The sequence below is a fragment of the Mycobacterium paraterrae genome (genome assembly GCF_022430545.2).
Classification (GTDB): domain Bacteria; phylum Actinomycetota; class Actinomycetes; order Mycobacteriales; family Mycobacteriaceae; genus Mycobacterium; species Mycobacterium paraterrae.
This window is the reverse complement of the sequence record NZ_CP092488.2, coordinates 1707045-1725178: the sequence shown is the minus strand read 5'-3', so window position 1 is coordinate 1725178 and position 18134 is coordinate 1707045. Positions and strand designations below refer to the sequence as shown.

The window sequence follows — 18134 nt, the reverse complement described above, 5'->3', positions numbered from 1 at the left end:
GCGGCGTGGCGGGCATGGACCTGGTGCGACGAGTCCTCGAAGAGGCCCGGGGCGCCGCTCGTACGCAGGGCAAAGACGTCGGACGGGGCCGGCGACTGCCCCCGACCCGACGGGTGGCCGGTGCCAGCCGACGACGCTGGTCGGGACCCGGGCCCGACGCGCGTGATCCGCAGCCGCTGGCCAGCGCCACCCGCGACCTCGCGAAGAAGCAGGGGTGGTCGTCGCGGGTCGCCGAGGGCGCGGTGTTCGGCCAGTGGTCGACAGTGGTCGGTGCAGATATCGCCGAGCACGCCACCCCGACCGCGTTGCACGACGGCGTACTGAGCGTGTCGGCCGAATCCACCGCCTGGGCTACGCAACTGCGGCTCATCCAGGCTCAGGTGCTGGCTAAGATCGCCGCAGAGGTGGGCGACGGCGTGGTCTCGAGCTTGCGGATCACCGGGCCAACCGCGCCCTCGTGGCGCAAGGGCCGGCTGCATATCGCCGGGCGGGGTCCGCGCGACACCTACGGATGACACGCGGTCCGCTTGAGCGCCGTCACAACGCGGAAAAATCGTCCGTCAAGCGTCATGACGCTGGACAGATCGAGAAATTCCGTACACGGCGCAAATAGCTGTGTAGAAACGCCCTCGCAGCGTCCGTCCCGAACCGCCTAGACGGTAGACTGAATGCGATCCCCGCGCGGTCGAAGAATCGTGCGCCTGCGAACCCCAAGGAGAGCGTTCCGCTAGTGGCTGCCAAAGAACAGTACGGTGCTGATTCGATCAAGGTCCTCGAAGGCCTGGAGGCGGTCCGCAAACGCCCCGGCATGTATATCGGCTCGACCGGCGAGCGCGGACTTCACCACCTGGTGTGGGAGGTCGTAGACAACTCCGTGGACGAGGCCATGGCGGGCTTCGCGAGCAAGGTCTCCGTGCGCATCCTCGAAGACGGCGGCGTCGAAGTCACCGACAACGGCCGCGGAATCCCGGTCGCCATGCACGCCACAGGCATCCCGACCGTCGATGTCGTGATGACGGTCCTGCACGCCGGTGGCAAGTTCGAGGAGGGCGCCTACCAGGTCTCCGGTGGTCTGCACGGTGTCGGCGTGTCCGTGGTGAACGCCTTGTCGGTTCGCCTCGAAGCCGACATCCGTACCGACGGTTACGAGTGGTTCCAGACGTACGACAGGTCGGTCCCGGGCACCCTGCGCAAGGGCGCGAAGACCAAGGAAACTGGTACCACGATCCGGTTCTGGGCCGATCCCGACATCTTCGAGACGACGAACTACGACTTCGAGACGGTTGCCCGCCGGCTGCAGGAGATGGCCTTCCTGAACAAGGGCCTGACCATCGAGCTCAGTGACGAGCGGGTGAGCAAGGAAGAGGTGGTCGACGAGGTGGTCAGCGACCACGCTGACGCCCCGAAGTCTGCGGAGGAGAAGTCCGCGGAATCCGTTGCGTCGCAGAAAGTCAAACACCGCACCTTCCATTACCCGGGTGGCCTGGTCGACTTCGTCAAGCACATCAACCGCACCAAGAACCCGATCCACTCCAGCATCGTCGACTTCTCCGGCAAGGGTCCCGGCCACGAGGTCGAAATCGCGATGCAGTGGAACGGCGGCTACTCGGAGTCGGTGCACACCTTCGCCAACACGATCAACACCCACGAGGGCGGCACCCACGAAGAGGGCTTCCGCAGCGCGCTGACCACCGTCGTCAACCGCTACGCCAAAGACAAGAAGCTGCTCAAGGACAAAGACCCCAACCTCACCGGCGACGACATTCGCGAAGGTTTGGCAGCCGTGATCTCGGTCAAGGTCGGCGAGCCGCAGTTCGAGGGCCAGACCAAGACGAAATTGGGCAACACCGAGGTCAAGTCCTTCGTGCAGAAGATCTGCAATGAGGAACTGCAGCACTGGTTCGACGCCAACCCATCGGATGCCAAAACCGTTGTCAACAAGGCGGTGTCGTCCGCACAGGCCCGCATCGCGGCGCGTAAGGCGCGAGAGTTGGTGCGGCGCAAGAGCGCGACCGATCTGGGTGGTCTGCCCGGCAAGCTGGCCGACTGCCGGTCGACCGATCCGCGGAAGTCGGAACTCTATGTCGTAGAAGGCGACTCGGCCGGCGGCTCGGCCAAGAGTGGGCGCGACTCGATGTTCCAGGCGATCCTGCCGCTGCGCGGCAAGATCATCAACGTCGAGAAGGCCCGCATCGACCGGGTGCTCAAGAACACCGAAGTCCAGGCCATCATTACGGCGCTGGGCACCGGCATTCACGACGAGTTCGACATCTCCAAGTTGCGCTATCACAAGATCGTGTTGATGGCCGACGCCGACGTCGACGGCCAGCACATCTCCACGCTGCTGCTGACCTTGTTGTTCCGGTTCATGCGACCGCTGATCGAAAACGGCCACGTGTTCCTTGCCCAGCCGCCGCTGTACAAGCTCAAGTGGCAACGCAGCGAGCCCGAGTTCGCCTACTCCGACCGCGAGCGCGACGGTCTACTCGCCGAAGGCAGGAAGGCCGGTCGCAAGATCAACGCCGAGGACGGCATTCAGCGCTACAAGGGTCTGGGCGAGATGGATGCCAAGGAACTATGGGAGACCACCATGGACCCCTCGGTGCGGGTGCTGCGCCAAATCACGCTCGATGACGCCGCTGCGGCCGACGAGTTGTTCTCGATCCTAATGGGCGAAGACGTCGACGCCCGCCGCAGCTTCATTACGCGAAACGCCAAAGACGTTCGCTTCCTTGATGTTTAAGACGTACCGCATTCTGACTCGAACGAGGAACTCATGACAGACACCACGCTGCCGCCCGGCGGCGATGCCGCTGACCGTATCGAGCCGGTCGACATCCAACAGGAGATGCAGCGCAGCTACATCGACTACGCGATGAGCGTGATCGTCGGCCGCGCCCTACCCGAAGTTCGCGACGGCCTCAAGCCGGTACACCGCCGCGTGCTCTACGCGATGTTCGACTCGGGCTTCCGCCCGGACCGCGGCCACGCGAAGTCGGCCCGCTCCGTCGCGGAGACGATGGGTAACTATCACCCGCACGGCGACTCGTCGATCTACGACACCTTGGTCCGGATGGCCCAGCCGTGGTCGCTGCGTTACCCGTTGGTCGACGGCCAGGGGAACTTCGGCTCGCCGGGCAACGACCCGCCAGCAGCGATGAGATACACCGAGGCGCGGCTGACTCCTCTTGCGATGGAGATGCTGCGCGAAATCGACGAGGAGACAGTCGATTTCATCCCCAACTACGACGGCCGGGTGCAAGAGCCGACCGTGCTGCCGAGCCGGTTCCCCAACCTGCTGGCCAACGGCTCGGGCGGGATCGCGGTCGGCATGGCGACCAACATCCCGCCGCACAACCTGCGGGAGTTGGCCGAAGCCGTCTACTGGTGTCTGGACAACCACGAGGCCGACGAGGAAGCCACACTGGCCGCGGTCTGCGAGCGGGTCAAAGGTCCGGACTTCCCCACCCACGGCCTGATCGTCGGATCGCAGGGTATCCACGATGCCTACACCACCGGCCGCGGATCCATCCGAATGCGCGGAGTCGTTGAGGTAGAAGAGGATTCGCGCGGGCGCACCGGCCTGGTGATCACCGAGCTGCCGTATCAGGTCAACCACGACAACTTCATCACCTCGATCGCCGAGCAGGTTCGCGACGGCAAGCTCGCCGGCATCTCCAACATCGAAGACCAGTCCAGCGACCGGGTCGGTCTGCGCATCGTCGTCGAGATCAAGCGCGACGCGGTGGCCAAGGTGGTGCTGAACAACCTCTACAAGCACACCCAGCTGCAGACCAGCTTCGGCGCCAACATGTTGTCGATCGTCGACGGGGTGCCGCGCACCCTGCGACTCGACCAGATGATCCGCTACTACGTCGAGCACCAACTCGACGTGATCGTCCGTCGCACCACCTACCGGTTGCGCAAGGCCAACGAACGCGCGCACATCTTGCGCGGTTTGGTGAAAGCCCTTGACGCACTTGACGAAGTGATCGCGTTGATCCGCGCGTCGGAGACCGTCGACATCGCCCGGGCCGGCCTGATCGAGCTGCTCGACATCGACGAGATCCAGGCGCAGGCCATCCTGGACATGCAGCTGCGCAGGCTGGCTGCCCTGGAGCGGCAGCGCATCATCGACGACTTGGCCAAGATCGAGGCCGAGATCGCCGACCTCGAGGACATCCTGGCCAAGCCGGAGCGACAGCGCGCCATTGTCCGCGACGAGCTCAAGGAGATCGCCGACAAGCACGGCGACGACCGGCGCACCCGGATCATCGCCGCCGACGGTGACGTCGCCGACGAGGACCTGATCGCCCGCGAGGACGTCGTCGTCACGATCACCGAGACGGGCTACGCCAAGCGGACCAAGACCGACCTGTACCGCAGTCAGAAGCGCGGCGGTAAGGGCGTGCAGGGCGCCGGGCTGAAGCAGGACGACATCGTGCGGCACTTCTTCGTCTGTTCGACGCACGACTGGATCCTGTTCTTCACCACCCAGGGCCGGGTGTACCGGGCGAAGGCCTACGACCTGCCGGAGGCGTCGCGCACCGCGCGCGGCCAACACGTCGCGAACCTGTTGGCCTTCCAGCCCGAGGAGCGGATCGCTCAGGTCATCCAGATCAAGAGTTACGAGGACGCGCCCTACCTGGTGCTGGCCACCCGCAAGGGTCTGGTCAAGAAGACCAAGCTGACCGAGTTCGACTCGAACCGGTCGGGCGGCATCGTCGCGGTGAACCTGCGCGACGGCGACGAGCTGGTCGGCGCGGTGTTGTGCTCGTCGGAGGAGGATCTGCTGCTGGTCTCGGCCAACGGGCAGTCCATCCGGTTCTCGGCGACCGACGAGGCGCTGCGGCCGATGGGCCGGGCGACTTCGGGTGTGCAGGGGATGCGGTTCAACGAGGACGACTACCTGCTGTCGCTGAATGTGGTGCGGGAGGGCACGTACCTGCTGGTGGCGACCGCCCTCGGATACTCGAAGCGGACCGCGATCGAGGAGTACACCGCCCAGGGCCGCGGGGGTAAGGGCATTCTGACGATTCAGTACGACCCGCGTCGTGGCAAGCTCGTGGGGGCGCTGATCGTCGACGACGACAGCGAGGTCTTCGCGATCACCTCCGGCGGCGGAGTGATCCGGACGAAGGCCAAGCAGGTTCGGAAGGCCGGACGCCAGACCAAGGGTGTTCGTTTGATGAACTTGGGCGAGGGCGACACACTGTTAGCCATCGCCCGCAACGCCGAGGAGGCGGCCGACGACGAGTCGGTCGACTAACCGGGCAATTAGGCTGGGCCGAGGCGTAGGCGATGGCAGGGTGCATGGTTAGGAGCTGCGGGTGACGTCACCGAACGAGCCGGGTCATTCCGGACCGGGCGACAGCCCGAACGGGACGCCGAACACGGCTGCGGCGCCCCGCCAGCGGCCGCCCGCCCGGCCAGTGCAGCAGCGGCAGCCCGGCCGTGCGGCATCCAACGCCGATGCGCGGCTGAACCGGTTCATCTCGGGCACCGCCGCGCCGGGCGCGGCCAAGACCCCACCATCCGAGGCAGAGCCGGCACCGGCCGCCCCGTCCAACGAGAGCCGGGAAACCGATGCTTACGCCAGTGAACTGCCCGACCTGTCCGGCCCGATTCCCCGTGCGGGACAACGGAAGCCAGCCGAGCGGACGGACGACGGCATGACCGCGCCGCCGCGTCCGGACCGCCGCATCCAAGTGTCGTCGTCGCGGACGCCGGGCCCGCTGCGGGCCAGCATGCAGATCCGGCGGGTCGACCCATGGAGCACCTTGAAGGTGTCACTGGTGCTGTCGGTGGCGCTGTTCTTCGTCTGGATGATCGCCGTCGCGTTCCTCTATTTGGTGCTGGGCGGCATGGGTGTGTGGAGCAAGCTCAACAGCAACGTCGGCGACCTGTTGAACAACACCAGCGGCAGCGCCGAATTGGTGTCGGCCGGCACCATCTTCGGTGGGGCCGTGTTGATCGGTCTGGTGAACATCGTTCTGCTCACCGCCGCGGCGACGATCGGCGCATTCATCTACAACTTGACCACCGACTTGATCGGCGGTGTCGAGGTGACGCTGGCCGACCGCGACTAGCGTTTTGGGCGCAGGCCCTCGGGTGCGGTAATCTCGTCGCTCGTCCGTGTGCGTGTACGGGCCTATAGCTCAGGCGGTTAGAGCGCTTCGCTGATAACGAAGAGGTCGGAGGTTCGAGTCCTCCTAGGCCCACAACCATGTGTTCGCCAAGACGTTTCGTGAGACTGGTGTTGCCGCTGGCAGCGATCGCGGTGCTGGCGGTCGTGATCCGGTCTCGCAGCAGCGTCGAGGTGTGGCATGTGGCCGCCGACCAGACCGATGGCCGGCACCCGGATCCTCAGGGGCCTTAGCTCAGTTGGTAGAGCGCTGCCTTTGCAAGGCAGATGTCAGGAGTTCGAATCTCCTAGGCTCCACAATCTCCGTCACGGGTTGACGGGCGCTGGCGGCTTGGGCGGTGGGGCTTGCCCCATCTTGCCGCCTCCGCCGACCGAGTGTTGACCTCCGCCGATGACCGGCGCACCGGGTAGGTCGCCCGGCTGCGGCGGGACAGTCCCCGAATCGCAGTTCTGGCAGGGTTCGTCCGGGTCCGCATGAGCCGGTGTCGCTCCCGTCAGAGGTGACCCGGCGAGCAGGGTCAGTGCCAGTGCCGCGACTGCGCGCTGCGCTGAATACGTCATTTCGGTCCTCCATCAGCAATCGGGCGGGTGCTCGCTGCCTTGCCGATAGACGTCCGCTCCTTGGGATTCGGCGTAGCCAGTCGCAGGCCGGCACAAACCTCAACCGCGTCCGATGTCAGCTGGTAGGAGCCGCCGCACCCGCGCCTTGCCCGTCGTCAGCGAGGTACGTCACCGCGTACCACCGCCGAGACTGCTCGAAATCAGGGGTCTCGACCGCACTCTCCAGCCGGACATCGCACAGCTCCGAGTGGTCCAACCGGATGTAGGCCTCGAGCTCGGTGTCGCGGGCCTCGCCGGTCAGCGCGAGGTCTGCCAACGCCCGGCCTTCATAGCGGTGCCAGCCCAAGGTCAGGGCCGGTGGTCGACGTCGACGCTGGGCGGCAGCGGCGACGGCTCCGGCTGCGTCGAGCGACGGATAATGGAGAACGCCGCTCCCCCGACCGCCAATACCGCGACGGCGGTGCCGGCCAGCACCCAGGGCCGCGGCTTACGGCGCTGCGAGCGGCGGGCCTTGCCCAGCGCTTCGGGCAGTCCGGTGACGACCTCCTGGGCGGCCGCCAGCTCGCGCGCCAACGCCTCCTGGGCGCGCTGGACGTCGCGGGCCAACCGGCCCTCCTGATAGCGGCGGCGGAGGCTGGACGCTCCGGATTGGGCGGAGTGGGCGCCGAGGGCCACCAGGCCGCGCGTCACGTCGACGGGTCCGACCGCGGTGTACTGGAGACCGCGGCTCAGCCGCTCCCGCGGGGTCAGAGAGTTCTTAGCGCCCATTTCTCGCCTTTCGCTAGACCGCCTTGGGATTTCGCTCGAAAGGCTACCGGCACCGGCTGTCCGGCGGAACGGACCGTAGTGGCAGACTGTGATCCCGTGACTACCAGCCCGATTCAGACCGCCACTGCCACACTGCACACCAACCGAGGCGACATCAAGATTGCGCTGTTCGGCAATCACGCCCCCAAGACCGTCGCCAATTTCGTGGGCTTGGCTCAGGGCACCAAGGAGTACTCGACCGAGAATGCCTCCGGTGGTAGCTCGGGCCCGTTCTACGACGGCGCGGTCTTTCACCGAGTGATCAGCGGCTTCATGATCCAGGGCGGCGACCCCACCGGCACCGGCCGCGGCGGGCCGGGCTACAAGTTCGCTGACGAGTTCCACCCCGAGTTGCAGTTCGACAAGCCCTACCTGCTGGCCATGGCCAACGCCGGCCCAGGAACCAACGGCTCCCAGTTCTTCATCACAGTCGGCAAGACGCCGCACCTCAACCGCAAGCACACCATCTTCGGCGAGGTCGTCGACGGCGACTCCCAGCAGGTGGTGGACGCCATCGCCACCACGGCCACCGGTCCCGGCGACCGTCCGACCGAGCCAGTCGTCATCGAATCGATCACCATCTCCTGACGTTTTGCGTCAAACAGAAGCCAGGGCTGTGATCGTCGCCGATCTACGACCCTGGCTTCCGTTTCGCGACGATCAGGAACCGGCGTAGCCGCTCGCGGTCAGCGCGTCGAGCACGTCCAGCGGGTCGGTTCCGAGGTCCCAGCGGGAGAAGACGAACAGCCGGCCGTCGTTCGCGTCGATCTCGAGCAACCGGCTCCTGCGACCGATCCGGCGAAACTCAGTGATCCGGATGATCTTGATGTCGGGTCGTCGCAGGTACTGCGGCCTGATCCAGCCGCCGACCCGCAAGCCGTCGCCGGTGATTGCCAGCTTTGGCCGGGCGCGCCACGTTCCGCCCGCAAACAAGATCAATCCGGCCCCGGATACGGCCAGCAAAAACCGCCCGGGCGCATCTGTGACGACGGTCACAGAAGTGATAGCCATCACAACTCCGGCAAGTCCACAAGCAGCGGTTCCAGCGGCGGAGGGCGCCCATTGAGTTTGCTGCACACGACTCCTAGGGCCGTCTAGCACTACCTATGAGGTTATCCACAAGCGCTATGCACAATGGGGATGAATAACACGCGTGTGATCCAGGCTCTCACCCGTTGCTGACGCGGGCTCAGACCAGGCGCATCAAGATCGCCGGCCGGCCTACCGCCACCGCATCGTGAGCAACAGGCCGCTGATCATGAAAGCAAACGCGACGGCGTAGTTCCACGGACCAAGGTTGGCCATCCAATTCAGCACCGAGGGCGCGTCCGGGCCCGTCGCCGCCAACTGGAACACCATCAGCCAGATCAACCCGAACAGCATCAGGCCGCAGAACAGCACGACGAACCACACGCTGGACGGTCCGGCCTTGACCTTGACCGGGGTGCGGCTCACCGCGCTTACCGTGAAGTCGGTCTTCTTGCGAACTTTGGACTTGGGCATTTCTACCTCGGGTATAACTCGGAGCTACGGTAGGCGGTGCAGGTGCAACGACGAGCGTAACGCACCAACCAGCAGCGAACGGAGAGCCGATGGCACGCATCGCATGGCTGTCCCGCGATCGCGGCGAGGAGCGAGGGCCGCGCTCCCTGTGGCGTGTGGGCGTACCGGTGGTATGCCTCCTGGCCGGTCTGCTGCTCGGAGCCACCCACGGGGTTTCCCGCGGCGGTGAAATCCGGCGCAGCGACGCACCCCGGCTGGTCGATCTAGTGCGCGACGAGCAAGCCGCGATCGGCCGGCTGAGCACCGAGCGGGACCGGCTTGCCCACACCATTGACTCTTCGCACGGCCGCTCCGCCGACACCGCCCTCGCGGCGATGCGCCGGCGCGCGGCCCAGCTGGCCGGCGACGCGGGGCTGGAGTCCCTGCACGGGCCGGGATTGAGCGTCACGCTCAACGACGCACAGCGCGACGCCGAAGGCCGGTTCCCGCGCGACGCCTCCCCCGACGACCTCGTCGTGCACCAACAGGACATCCAGGCCGTCCTCAACGCGCTGTGGAGCGGCGGCGCCGAAGCCATCCAGATGCAGGACCAGCGCATCATCGCCACGTCGGTGGCGCGCTGCGTGGGCAACACACTCCTGCTCAACGGCCGTACCTACAGCCCGCCGTACACGGTCACCGCGATCGGAGACGCCACCGCCATGCAGGCGGCGTTGGCCGCCGCTCCCCTCGTGACGCTGTACAAGCAGTACGTAGTGCGGTTCGGCCTCGGCTACACCGAGCACGCGGTGGCCGATGCCCGTGTGGCTGGCTACACGGAGCCGGTGCGGATGCACTTCGCGCAGGCCGCCGGCCCCATCATGTACTGAAGCGCTGGATTCCCGCCCACCGGTAACCTGGCTCAATGCAGATCTTGGTCGTCGACAATTACGACAGCTTCGTCTTCAACCTGGTCCAGTATCTGGGCCAGCTGGGCGTCGAGGCGACGGTGTGGCGCAACGACGATCCTCGCCTGGCCGACTCCGCGGCGACCGCGGCCGCCGTCGACGGCATCCTGCTGAGTCCTGGCCCGGGTACCCCCGAGCGCGCAGGCGCATCGATCGAGCTGGTGCGGGCCTGCGCTGCGTCGGGCACGCCGCTGCTCGGCGTCTGCCTCGGACACCAGGCCATCGGGGTAGCGTTCGGCGCCACGGTCGACCGCGCCCCCGAGCTGTTGCACGGCAAGACCAGCCGCGTCCACCACACGAACACCGGTGTGCTGCAAGGGCTTCCGGATCCCTTCACGGCGACCAGGTATCACTCGCTGACGATCATGCCCGAAACGCTGCCCGCCGAACTAGCCGTGACCGCCCACACCGAGAGCGGTGTGATCATGGGTGTCCGGCACCGTGAACTGCCGATCCACGGCGTCCAGTTCCATCCGGAGTCCATCCTCACCGAGGGCGGTCACCGGATGCTGGCCAACTGGCTGGCCGACTGCGGGCAGGCTCGTGACGACAGCCTGGTGAGCCGGCTGGAACGAGAGCTGGTCGACAGCTTGGCTATTGACCGAACTTCAGCGTGATGCTGCCGTCTTTGTTGGCGCCTTGACCCGCGCTCGGGCTCTGGTAGACGACCCGGTTGTGCTGCGAGCCGCCGGCGTCCACGTCAGGACCCCGGTCGAGCACCCCGGTCCAACCCAGCGCGCGTAGCCGCGGTTCGGCGTCGGTCCAGAACATTCCGGTCACGTCGGGCATCACGAACTGGTTGCCCTTGGAGACCTGCAACTCGATCACTGTGTCGACCGGGACGTCAGCTCCCGCAGGTGGATTCGTGCCGATTACGGAACCTGCCGGCCGCGGGCTGTCGACCGAAGCCTGAGCGAACTTCGAAAAGCCGTACACGGTCAGGTTCTTCTGCGCCTCGTCAGCGGCCTGCCCCGCGACATCGGGAACCTGCTTGCTTGCTGGACCGGATCCGACGATGACCGCGATCTCGTTGGTGATCGCCGAGGTCTGGTTGGCGGGCGGGTTGGTGCCGATCACCTTGTCTTTGGTTTCGGGCGTTGACGGCGAGTTGACCTGTTTGAATTTGCCGAATCCGGCTGCCTTGAGCTTCTTGACGGCCGCCGCGTAACTCAGCGACGAGACGTCGGGCACCTCACGCTGTTCCGGGCCGGTCGACACGTTGACTGTAATCAGCTCGCCCGCACCGACTTTGGTGTTCGCACCGGGGTCGGTGCCGATGACATGGTCGGGCGGGACGGTCGAGTCAGGCTTTTGCTGAGTCCGCGTCTTGAAGCCGTGGTTCTGCAGGGCGGCGATCGCATCGGCCGACGCCTCATTACGGACGTCGGGGATCTGCACGTTGCGCATACCGCCGCCGACGGTGTTGATCAGAATGGTGACGACGACGGTCAATACCGCCAGGGCCGCGACCGCGATCACCCAGCGGCTCACCGAACCGGGACCGCGCGGGCGGGCGAAGTCGAGCTGCTGACGCGGCAACGGGTTGGTCTGCGTCCCTACCGAATCCGATGAGTGCGGCGCTGCCATCAGCGATGAACGCTCGGCCTCGGTCAGAACCTTGGGTGCCTCGGGCGGCTCGCCGTTGTGCACTCGCACCAGGTCTGCGCGCATCTCGGCGGCGGTCTGGTAGCGGTTCTCGGGGTTCTTGGCCAGCGCCTTGAGGACGACGGCGTCCAGGTCGGCTGAGATGCCCTCGTGGCGCTGCGACGGGGGTACGGGATCCTCGCGCACGTGCTGGTAGGCGACCGCGACCGGCGAGTCACCGACGAAAGGTGGCTCGCCGGTGAGCATTTCGTAGAGCACGCAACCCAGCGAGTAGACGTCGGAGCGGGCGTCGACGGTGTCGCCGCGGGCCTGCTCGGGTGAGAGATATTGAGCGGTACCGATGACCGCGGCGGTCTGCGTGACGCTGTTGCCGCTGTCGGACAGGGCCCGCGCGATGCCGAAGTCCATCACCTTCACCGCGTTCGTGGTGCTGATCATGATGTTGGCGGGCTTGACGTCGCGGTGGATGATGCCGTGCTGGTGCGAGAAGTTCAGTGCCTGACAGGCGTCCGCGATCACCTCGATGGCTCGGGTGGGCGTCATCGGGCCGTCGGTGTGCACGATGTCACGCAACGTCACACCGTTGACGTACTCCATCACGATGTACGGCAGGGGGCCGCTTGCAGTCTCCGCCTCGCCGGTGTCGTAGACCGCCACGATCGCGGGATGGTTGAGCGCCGCGGCGTTCTGCGCCTCGCGGCGGAAACGCAGATAAAAACTCGGGTCGCGGGCCAGGTCGGCGCGCAGCACTTTCACCGCTACGTCGCGGTGAAGCCGGACATCGCGGGCCAGATGGACCTCGGACATGCCACCGAAGCCGAGGATCTCGCCGAGCTCGTAGCGGTCGGACAGGTGCTGCGGCGTCGTCATTGCGTTTTCTCGTGTTGGGACGCCACCGCGCTCGGGAACTTCAGCGGGGACGCCCGCCTGGATATGGGCAGCGTGCATTGCCCTCCAGGATGACCCGTAGCCCCCCCGTACGTCCAATTAGTTGGATGTGCGGGCGCCGATTCGGACTTGCTGGGGGGTGCTCCAGTGTCGGTCACGGTGGGCGCGGAAGGTTGCTGCTGCGAATCGTCCTTGTGCGAGTTCAGCACGATGAGGATCGCGATGATGATGGCCAACGCGCCCAGGACACCGGCGGCCCACAGCAGCGCGCGCTGACCGGACGAGAAGGTCCGCCTCGGTGGCGGCGGACGGTGGCCCCCGGTGGTCGGACGCGTTCGACGGGCCGCGGGCGCACGGGTAGTGGCAGCGGCGGCGGCGCGGGTCTGAGATCCCGACGGGATGGATGCCGGCGTGGCCCGTCCGCTACCGGCGGCCTGGTTGGGCCGCGGCGGTCGGCGTCCGGCGCGCACGGCCGCGACTGCATCGGCGAACGGTCCTCCGCTGCGGTAACGCATGCCGGGGTTTTTCACCAGGGTGATCTCGATCAGCTCGCGCACGTTGGGCGGCAGATCGGCGGGCAGCGGCGGCGGCGGCTCCTTGATGTGCTTCATCGCGACCGTCAGAGCGCCGTCCCCGGTGAACGGCCGCTTTCCCGAAACCGCTTCGTAACCAACGACTCCCAGCGCGTACACGTCACTCGCGGGACTGGCGTCGTGGCCCAGCGCCTGTTCGGGTGCGATGTACTGGGCGGTGCCCATCACCATGCCCGTCTGCGTCACCGGTGCGGCGTCGACGGCCTTGGCGATACCGAAGTCGGTGATCTTGACCTGGCCGGTCGGCGTGATCAGGATGTTGCCGGGCTTGACGTCGCGATGCACCAAACCGGCGGCGTGTGCGACCTGCAGTGCGCGACCGGTCTGCTCGAGCATGTCCAGGGTGTGTCGCAGCGACAACCGTCCGGTCCGCTTGAGCACCGAATTCAGCGGCTCACCGTTGACCAACTCCATGACCAGGTAGGCAGTGCGGCCCTCACCGTCCATCTGCGTCTCGCCGTAGTCATGAACCTGCGCGATCCCAGGGTGGTTGAGCATCGCCGTCGTGCGGGCCTCGACCCGGAAGCGCTCGATGAACTCGGAGTCCTGGGAGAACTCGGACTTGAGCACCTTCACGGCGACGCGGCGGCCCAGCCGACTGTCGACCGCCTCCCACACCTGGCCCATCCCGCCGGTGGCGATCAGGCGCTGCAGCCGGTAGCGTCCGGACAGCGTCACACCTACTCGCGGGCTCATGGTCCTCCCTGCAGCGCGGCCTCGATGACGGCGCGCCCGATTGGTGCGGCGAGAGCGCCGCCGGTCGCCGACAACCGATCGGCGCCATCTTCCACCAGCACCGCGACCGCCACTTTAGGGGCTTTCGCGGGCGCGAAGGCGATGTACCACGCGTGCGGTGGTGTGTGGCGTGGGTCGGTGCCGTGTTCCGCGGTACCGGTCTTGGATGCGATCTGCACGCCGGGGATCGCCCCTTTCTGCTGAGTCACATTCTCGGCGCCGATCATCAACTCCGTTAGCTTAGCCGCGACCTGCGGGGACACCGCACGGCGCTGTTGATGCGGCGCGGTGGTGTCAATGTTGGCCAGGTCTGGGCCCTTCAGGCTGTCGACCAGATAGGGCTGCATGGCGACGCCGGCATTGGCGATGGTAGCCGCAACCTCTGCATTCTCCAGCGGCGTCAGCGCGACATCCTTCTGTCCGATACTCGACATGCCGAGGGCCGCGGCGTCACTGATGGGCCCGACGGTCGACTCGGCGACCTGCAGCGGCGTCGGCTCGGGGACCGTGTCGAACCCGAACGATCTCGCCATGCCGCGAAGCGCGTCGGTCCCGGTGAGCAGGCCCAGTTGCACGAACGCGGTGTTGCAAGAACGGGCGAACGCCTCTCGCAGCGTGACGGTGTCGGCGTTGACGCACGGTTGGCCGCCGTAATTCTCCAGGCTGGCGGTGCTGTCCGGCAGCGGGATCGACGCCGCGGCGGTCAATTCGTCATCCTCGGTCGCGCCGTTCTGCAGCGCGGCGGCGGTGGTGATCACTTTGAACGTCGACCCGGGCGGGTACGTCTGGGAGATCGCGCGATTGATCAACGGCGAGTGAGGATCATCGCGCAGCTGCTGCCACGTCCTGGCCTGTTGCTCGGGATCGTGCGAGGCAAGCAGGTTGGCGTCGAACGACGGCGACGACACCATCGCCAGGATCTTCCCGGTCGACGGCTCGAGCGCGACGACCGCGCCGCGGCACGGTCCGTTGCAGCCCTGCTGCATCGCGTCCCACCCGGCCTGCTGAATGCGTGGGCTGATGGTGGTGTCCACCGTGCCGCCGCGGGGATCGCGGCCGGTGAAGAAGTCGGCCAGCCGACGGCCGAACAGCCGCTGGTCGGACCCGTTGAGCAGCGGGTCCTCGGCGCGCTCGAGTCCAGAGCTGGAATAGCGCAGCGAATAGAAACCGGTGACCGGCGCGTACACCGCGGCATTGGGATACACCCGCAGGAACCGGAAGCGGCTGTCGGTGGCCACCGAATACGCCAATAGTTGGCCGCCGGCGGTGATTTGGCCGCGCTGCCGGGAGTACTCGTCGAGCAGTACCCGCTGGTTGCGCGGGTCGGACCGCAGCCCGTCGGCGGTAAAGACTTGGGTGAGTGTGGCGTTGAACAGCAGCAGCACGATCAGCGCCATCACGCTCATCGATATCCGGCGTAGCGAGGTGTTCATACTTTCTCGATCACCTCGGTGTGCGCCCCGGCGATCGGCGAGGTGTTCCGCGGCTTGGTGCGAAACGGGCGCCGCGCAGCGTGGGAGATGCGCACCAGGATCGCCAACAGTATGTAGTTGGCCACCAACGACGAGCCACCGTAGGACAGCCACGGTGTGGTCAGTCCGGTCAGCGGGATCAGATTCGTGACTCCCCCGACGACGATGAACAACTGAATGGCCAGTGTCGAGGCCAACCCCGCCGCGAGCAGCTTGCCGAAACTGTCACGCACCGCGATCGCGGTCCGCATCCCGCGCACGATCACGATGGTGTACAGCATCAGCAGACCGGCCAGCCCCACCAGCCCGAGCTCTTCACCGAAGGCCGCGGTGATGAAATCCGTTGCCGCAGCGGGCACCGTGTCGGGCTGACCGTTGCCCAGGCCGGTCCCGAACACTCCCCCGGTGGCGAAGCTGAACAGCGACTGCACGATCTGATAGCCGGCGCCGTCAGGGTCGGCGAACGGGTCCAGCCAGGTCTGGACGCGGACGCGGACATGAGCGAAAGCGAAGTACGCGATCACGCTGCCCAACACGAACAGCGCCAACCCGATCACCACCCAGCTGAACCGTTGGGTAGCCAGATAGACCACCACGAGAAACGACGCGTACAGTAAAAGCGAAGTGCCCAAGTCTTTTTCGAACACCATGACGGCGATCGACGCCATCCACGCGCCGAGCAGCGGAGCGAGATCGCGTGGTCGCGGCAGGTCCATCCCCAGCACGTGTTTGCCTGCGCTGGTGAATAGGCCGCGCTTGGCCACCAAGACCGCCGAAAAGAAGATCAGCAGCAGGATTTTGGAGAACTCGGCGGGCTGAATCGAGAACCCGGGCAACCGAATCCAGATCTTCGCGCCGTTCTGCTCGGACAATGAACTCGGCAGCAGCGCCGGGATGGCCAGCATGACCAGTCCGGTCAGTCCGCTCACGTAGCCGTAACGCGCGAGCTGGCGGTGGTCCTTCAGCGAAATCAACACGGCCGCAAAGGCACCCACGCCGAAGAGCGTCCACAGGATCTGCGGGTTCGTGACCGCGCGGCCGCTGCCCTCTGCCAGCCGCTCGTCCAGATCGAGCCGGTGGATCATCACCAGGCCAAGCCCGTTGAGCAACGCCACGATGGGCAATAACAGCGGATCTGCATATGGCGCATAGCGTCTGATCGCCAGGTGCGCCAGCGTGAACACAACCAGGAAGCCGACGGCGTAGTTCAGCAACTGCCAGTTGAGTGCGCGTTCCTGGTTGGCTTGCACGATCGCAAACGCCGCGGCGGTGATCACGGTCGCGAAGCACAACAGCGCCAGCTCGGCATTGCGCCGGTTCGGCAACGGAGGTGTGACAGTGACGGGCGCCTGCGGCTGCGTCGTCATTCCGGAGTCCGGCAGTCGGTGCCCGGCTGGGGTGGCGGCGGCGACAACGCTGTGACAGTCGGAGAGGGAGGCACCGTCAACGGTGCCGGCGACTGGGCAGCCGAGGGTTCTTGCGGGACTGAGGTTTCCGCGCTGGGTGCAGACGTCGGTGTGGGCGACGGGGTCGGGGTCGGTGTCTGCGCGCGGGCTAGCGGACACAGCGGCAGCAGTGACTCGGTGGCCAGCCGGCGCAGCTGCGCGTTGGCCTGCTCCAGCGTGCCGACGGGAAGCCCAGCCGCCACCTGCGCCCTTGCCGACTCGGCCAGGTCGGAGGGCTTCATCAGCCGGCAGTCGTGGTTGGCCGCGGCCGTGCCGACGGGGATCACCGACAGCTGGTTGCCGCTGTTGAGGCAGCCCTGCGAATACGGGTGATGCAGCGGCACACCCAGGATGGATACCTGGATGCCCTGCATGATCGAGACCGCGCCGGCGTAGTCGGCGACGTAGTAGTAACTGCGGACCACCGTCCGGCCGATCGCCAGCGCGGCAAGCACCAGCAGCACCCCCAGCACCAGCCCGATCAGCATCCGGCGTCGTGACCGACGGGCCGGTGGAGCCGAATCTATTTGCGGCGGAACACGTTTGGTGACCTCTTTGCGTGGCGTGAGAGCCGATGCGCGGCCGGCCGATGTGTTGGGCCGGGTCAGCTGGTCGTGCACGTCAGAGTCGCCGGACACCGCACCCGCGATGATCGGCTGGGTGGGTCCGTAGTCGACGTCGACGACGTCGGCGACCACCACGGTGACGTTGTCCGGCCCGCCGCCGCGCAACGCGAGCTCGATCAGCCGATCGGCGCTCTCGGTGACGTCCGGGATCTTGAGTGCCTCCAGGATGGTCTCGTCGCTCACCGGGTCGGAAAGCCCGTCGGAGCAAAGCAGATAACGGTCGCCGAGCCGGACTTCGCGCATCGTAAGGGTGGGCTCGACCTCGTGACCGGTGAGCGCACGCATGATCAACGACCGCTGCGGATGGCTGTGCGCCTCTTCTTTGGTGATCCGGCCTTCGTCGACCAGGGTCTGGACGAAGGTGTCGTCCTTGGTGATCTGGGTGAGCTCGCCGTCGCGTAGCAGGTAGCCCCGCGAGTCGCCGATGTGCACCATTCCAATCCGGTTGCCGGCGAACAAGATTGCCGTGAGCGTGGTGCCCATTCCCTCGAGATCGGGCTCCATTTCGACCTGCGCGGCGATCGCCGAGTTCCCGGAGTGCACGGCGGAGTCGAGGCTGGCCAGCAGATCACCGCCGGGCTCGTCGTCGTCGAGGTGAGCGAGGGCGGCAATGACCAGCTGCGACGCGACTTCACCGGCGGCGTGCCCGCCCATGCCGTCTGCGAGCGCCAGCAGGCGCGCGCCGGCGTACACCGAGTCTTCGTTGTTGGATCGAACCAAGCCGACATCGCTGCGCGCCGCGTAGCGCAACACCAGTGTCACGGGCGCCGCTCCTCGATCCCGGCTGCGCCGGCACCATCGTCGACG

The 18134-nt window shown here is 66.5% G+C and carries 18 protein-coding genes and 2 tRNA genes; 10 read left to right on the top strand and 10 right to left on the bottom strand.

The genetic code is table 11. From position 1 onward, the window contains the following. Positions 1-14 precede the first annotated feature (14 nt). From MKK62_RS08260 to MKK62_RS08230, 7 genes are all read left to right on the top strand, one after another. On the top strand, positions 15-515 hold the full coding sequence (locus MKK62_RS08260) for a DUF721 family protein (protein ID WP_240264241.1): 501 nt from the start codon (positions 15-17) through the stop codon (positions 513-515). Between the two features lie 215 nt (positions 516-730). After that, positions 731-2743, top strand: a complete 2013-nt coding sequence (gene gyrB, locus MKK62_RS08255; RefSeq protein WP_240261539.1) for a DNA topoisomerase (ATP-hydrolyzing) subunit B — start codon at positions 731-733, stop codon at positions 2741-2743. Between the two features lie 33 nt (positions 2744-2776). After that, positions 2777-5269 carry a DNA gyrase subunit A gene (gene gyrA / locus MKK62_RS08250; protein WP_240261540.1) on the top strand — a complete coding sequence of 831 codons (2493 nt, stop codon included), beginning with the start codon at positions 2777-2779 and terminating at the stop codon, positions 5267-5269. Positions 5270-5330: 61 nt separating this feature from the next. Next, positions 5331-6089 carry a DUF3566 domain-containing protein gene (locus MKK62_RS08245; protein ID WP_240261541.1) on the top strand — a complete coding sequence of 253 codons (759 nt, stop codon included), beginning with the start codon at positions 5331-5333 and terminating at the stop codon, positions 6087-6089. Between the two features lie 58 nt (positions 6090-6147). Next, positions 6148-6221: transfer RNA gene (locus MKK62_RS08240), tRNA-Ile, on the top strand. A gap of 26 nt (positions 6222-6247) precedes the next feature. Next, the gene (locus MKK62_RS08235; RefSeq protein WP_260060474.1) at positions 6248-6379 is read left to right on the top strand and encodes a hypothetical protein; all 132 of its coding nucleotides are present in this window, start codon (positions 6248-6250) and stop codon (positions 6377-6379) included. Beyond that, a tRNA-Ala gene (locus MKK62_RS08230) sits at positions 6370-6442 on the top strand. Before MKK62_RS08235 ends, MKK62_RS08230 begins: the two co-directional genes overlap by 10 nt. A gap of 9 nt (positions 6443-6451) precedes the next feature. Here MKK62_RS08230 and MKK62_RS08225 read toward each other — a convergent pair. The 3 genes from MKK62_RS08225 to cwsA form a co-directional block, all read right to left on the bottom strand. Next, entirely contained in the window at positions 6452-6706 is a 255-nt protein-coding gene (locus MKK62_RS08225) for a hypothetical protein (RefSeq protein WP_240261542.1), read from the bottom strand. A 115-nt stretch (positions 6707-6821) separates the two neighbouring features. Next, on the bottom strand, positions 6822-7022 hold the full coding sequence (locus MKK62_RS08220) for a hypothetical protein (RefSeq protein ID WP_240261543.1): 201 nt from the start codon (positions 7020-7022) through the stop codon (positions 6822-6824). A 32-nt stretch (positions 7023-7054) separates the two neighbouring features. Then, positions 7055-7474, bottom strand: coding sequence for a cell wall synthesis protein CwsA (gene cwsA / locus MKK62_RS08215; protein ID WP_240261544.1), 420 nt, complete (start codon positions 7472-7474; stop codon positions 7055-7057). 78 nt (positions 7475-7552) lie between these two features. On the opposite strand from cwsA, the gene MKK62_RS08210 reads away from it, so the two are divergent. After that, positions 7553-8101, top strand: coding sequence for a peptidylprolyl isomerase (locus MKK62_RS08210; protein ID WP_240261545.1), 549 nt, complete (start codon positions 7553-7555; stop codon positions 8099-8101). 72 nt (positions 8102-8173) lie between these two features. On the opposite strand, the gene MKK62_RS08205 is transcribed toward MKK62_RS08210, so the two are convergent. After that, positions 8174-8590, bottom strand: a complete 417-nt coding sequence (locus tag MKK62_RS08205) for a PH domain-containing protein (RefSeq protein ID WP_240261546.1) — start codon at positions 8588-8590, stop codon at positions 8174-8176. Between the two features lie 144 nt (positions 8591-8734). After that, positions 8735-9016, bottom strand: a complete 282-nt coding sequence (gene crgA / locus MKK62_RS08200) for a cell division protein CrgA (protein WP_240261547.1) — start codon at positions 9014-9016, stop codon at positions 8735-8737. 89 nt (positions 9017-9105) lie between these two features. Here crgA and MKK62_RS08195 point away from each other — a divergent pair, with 89 nt between their 5' ends. Together MKK62_RS08195 and MKK62_RS08190 are read left to right on the top strand one after the other, a co-directional pair. Further along, positions 9106-9885, top strand: coding sequence for a DUF881 domain-containing protein (locus tag MKK62_RS08195; protein WP_240261548.1), 780 nt, complete (start codon positions 9106-9108; stop codon positions 9883-9885). Between the two features lie 35 nt (positions 9886-9920). Next, positions 9921-10580: an aminodeoxychorismate/anthranilate synthase component II gene (locus MKK62_RS08190; RefSeq protein ID WP_240261549.1), complete on the top strand. Its 660-nt coding sequence runs from the start codon at positions 9921-9923 to the stop codon at positions 10578-10580. Here the strand turns inward: MKK62_RS08190 and pknB are convergent. Genes pknB through MKK62_RS08165 form a run of 5 tightly spaced genes read right to left on the bottom strand, consistent with a single transcriptional unit; the run spans position 10558 to position 18089 of the window. Next, a complete protein-coding gene (gene pknB / locus MKK62_RS08185) occupies positions 10558-12438 on the bottom strand; it encodes a Stk1 family PASTA domain-containing Ser/Thr kinase (protein ID WP_240261550.1) in 1881 nt (626 codons plus the stop codon). The genes MKK62_RS08190 and pknB overlap by 23 nt on opposite strands. Then, the gene (locus MKK62_RS08180) at positions 12435-13745 is read right to left on the bottom strand and encodes a serine/threonine-protein kinase (RefSeq protein WP_434085040.1); all 1311 of its coding nucleotides are present in this window, start codon (positions 13743-13745) and stop codon (positions 12435-12437) included. Before MKK62_RS08180 ends, pknB begins: the two co-directional genes overlap by 4 nt. After that, the gene (gene pbpA / locus MKK62_RS08175) at positions 13742-15217 is read right to left on the bottom strand and encodes a D,D-transpeptidase PbpA (protein WP_240261551.1); all 1476 of its coding nucleotides are present in this window, start codon (positions 15215-15217) and stop codon (positions 13742-13744) included. Before pbpA ends, MKK62_RS08180 begins: the two co-directional genes overlap by 4 nt. Then, the gene (locus MKK62_RS08170; protein WP_240261552.1) at positions 15214-16623 is read right to left on the bottom strand and encodes an FtsW/RodA/SpoVE family cell cycle protein; all 1410 of its coding nucleotides are present in this window, start codon (positions 16621-16623) and stop codon (positions 15214-15216) included. The genes pbpA and MKK62_RS08170 overlap by 4 nt, the downstream gene beginning before the upstream one ends. Further along, complete coding sequence (locus MKK62_RS08165) at positions 16620-18089, bottom strand: PP2C family protein-serine/threonine phosphatase (RefSeq protein WP_240261553.1); 1470 nt, start codon at positions 18087-18089, stop codon at positions 16620-16622. The genes MKK62_RS08170 and MKK62_RS08165 overlap by 4 nt, the downstream gene beginning before the upstream one ends. Positions 18090-18134: the final 45 nt, after the last annotated feature.

Bases quoted from the DNA above. Each gene is read 5' to 3' on its own strand.
- MKK62_RS08195 (WP_240261548.1), top strand. From the start codon at position 9,106: ATGGCACGCATCGCATGGCTGTCCCGCGATCGCGGCGAGGAGCGAGGG.
- pbpA (WP_240261551.1), bottom strand. From the start codon at position 15,217: ATGAACACCTCGCTACGCCGGATATCGATGAGCGTGATGGCGCTGATC.
- gyrA (WP_240261540.1), top strand. From the start codon at position 2,777: ATGACAGACACCACGCTGCCGCCCGGCGGCGATGCCGCTGACCGTATC.
- MKK62_RS08260 (WP_240264241.1), top strand. From the start codon at position 15: ATGGACCTGGTGCGACGAGTCCTCGAAGAGGCCCGGGGCGCCGCTCGT.
- MKK62_RS08170 (WP_240261552.1), bottom strand. From the start codon at position 16,623: ATGACGACGCAGCCGCAGGCGCCCGTCACTGTCACACCTCCGTTGCCG.
- pknB (WP_240261550.1), bottom strand. From the start codon at position 12,438: ATGACGACGCCGCAGCACCTGTCCGACCGCTACGAGCTCGGCGAGATC.
- MKK62_RS08225 (WP_240261542.1), bottom strand. From the start codon at position 6,706: ATGACGTATTCAGCGCAGCGCGCAGTCGCGGCACTGGCACTGACCCTG.
- MKK62_RS08180 (WP_434085040.1), bottom strand. From the start codon at position 13,745: ATGAGCCCGCGAGTAGGTGTGACGCTGTCCGGACGCTACCGGCTGCAG.
- crgA (WP_240261547.1), bottom strand. From the start codon at position 9,016: ATGCCCAAGTCCAAAGTTCGCAAGAAGACCGACTTCACGGTAAGCGCG.
- MKK62_RS08190 (WP_240261549.1), top strand. From the start codon at position 9,921: ATGCAGATCTTGGTCGTCGACAATTACGACAGCTTCGTCTTCAACCTG.
- cwsA (WP_240261544.1), bottom strand. From the start codon at position 7,474: ATGGGCGCTAAGAACTCTCTGACCCCGCGGGAGCGGCTGAGCCGCGGT.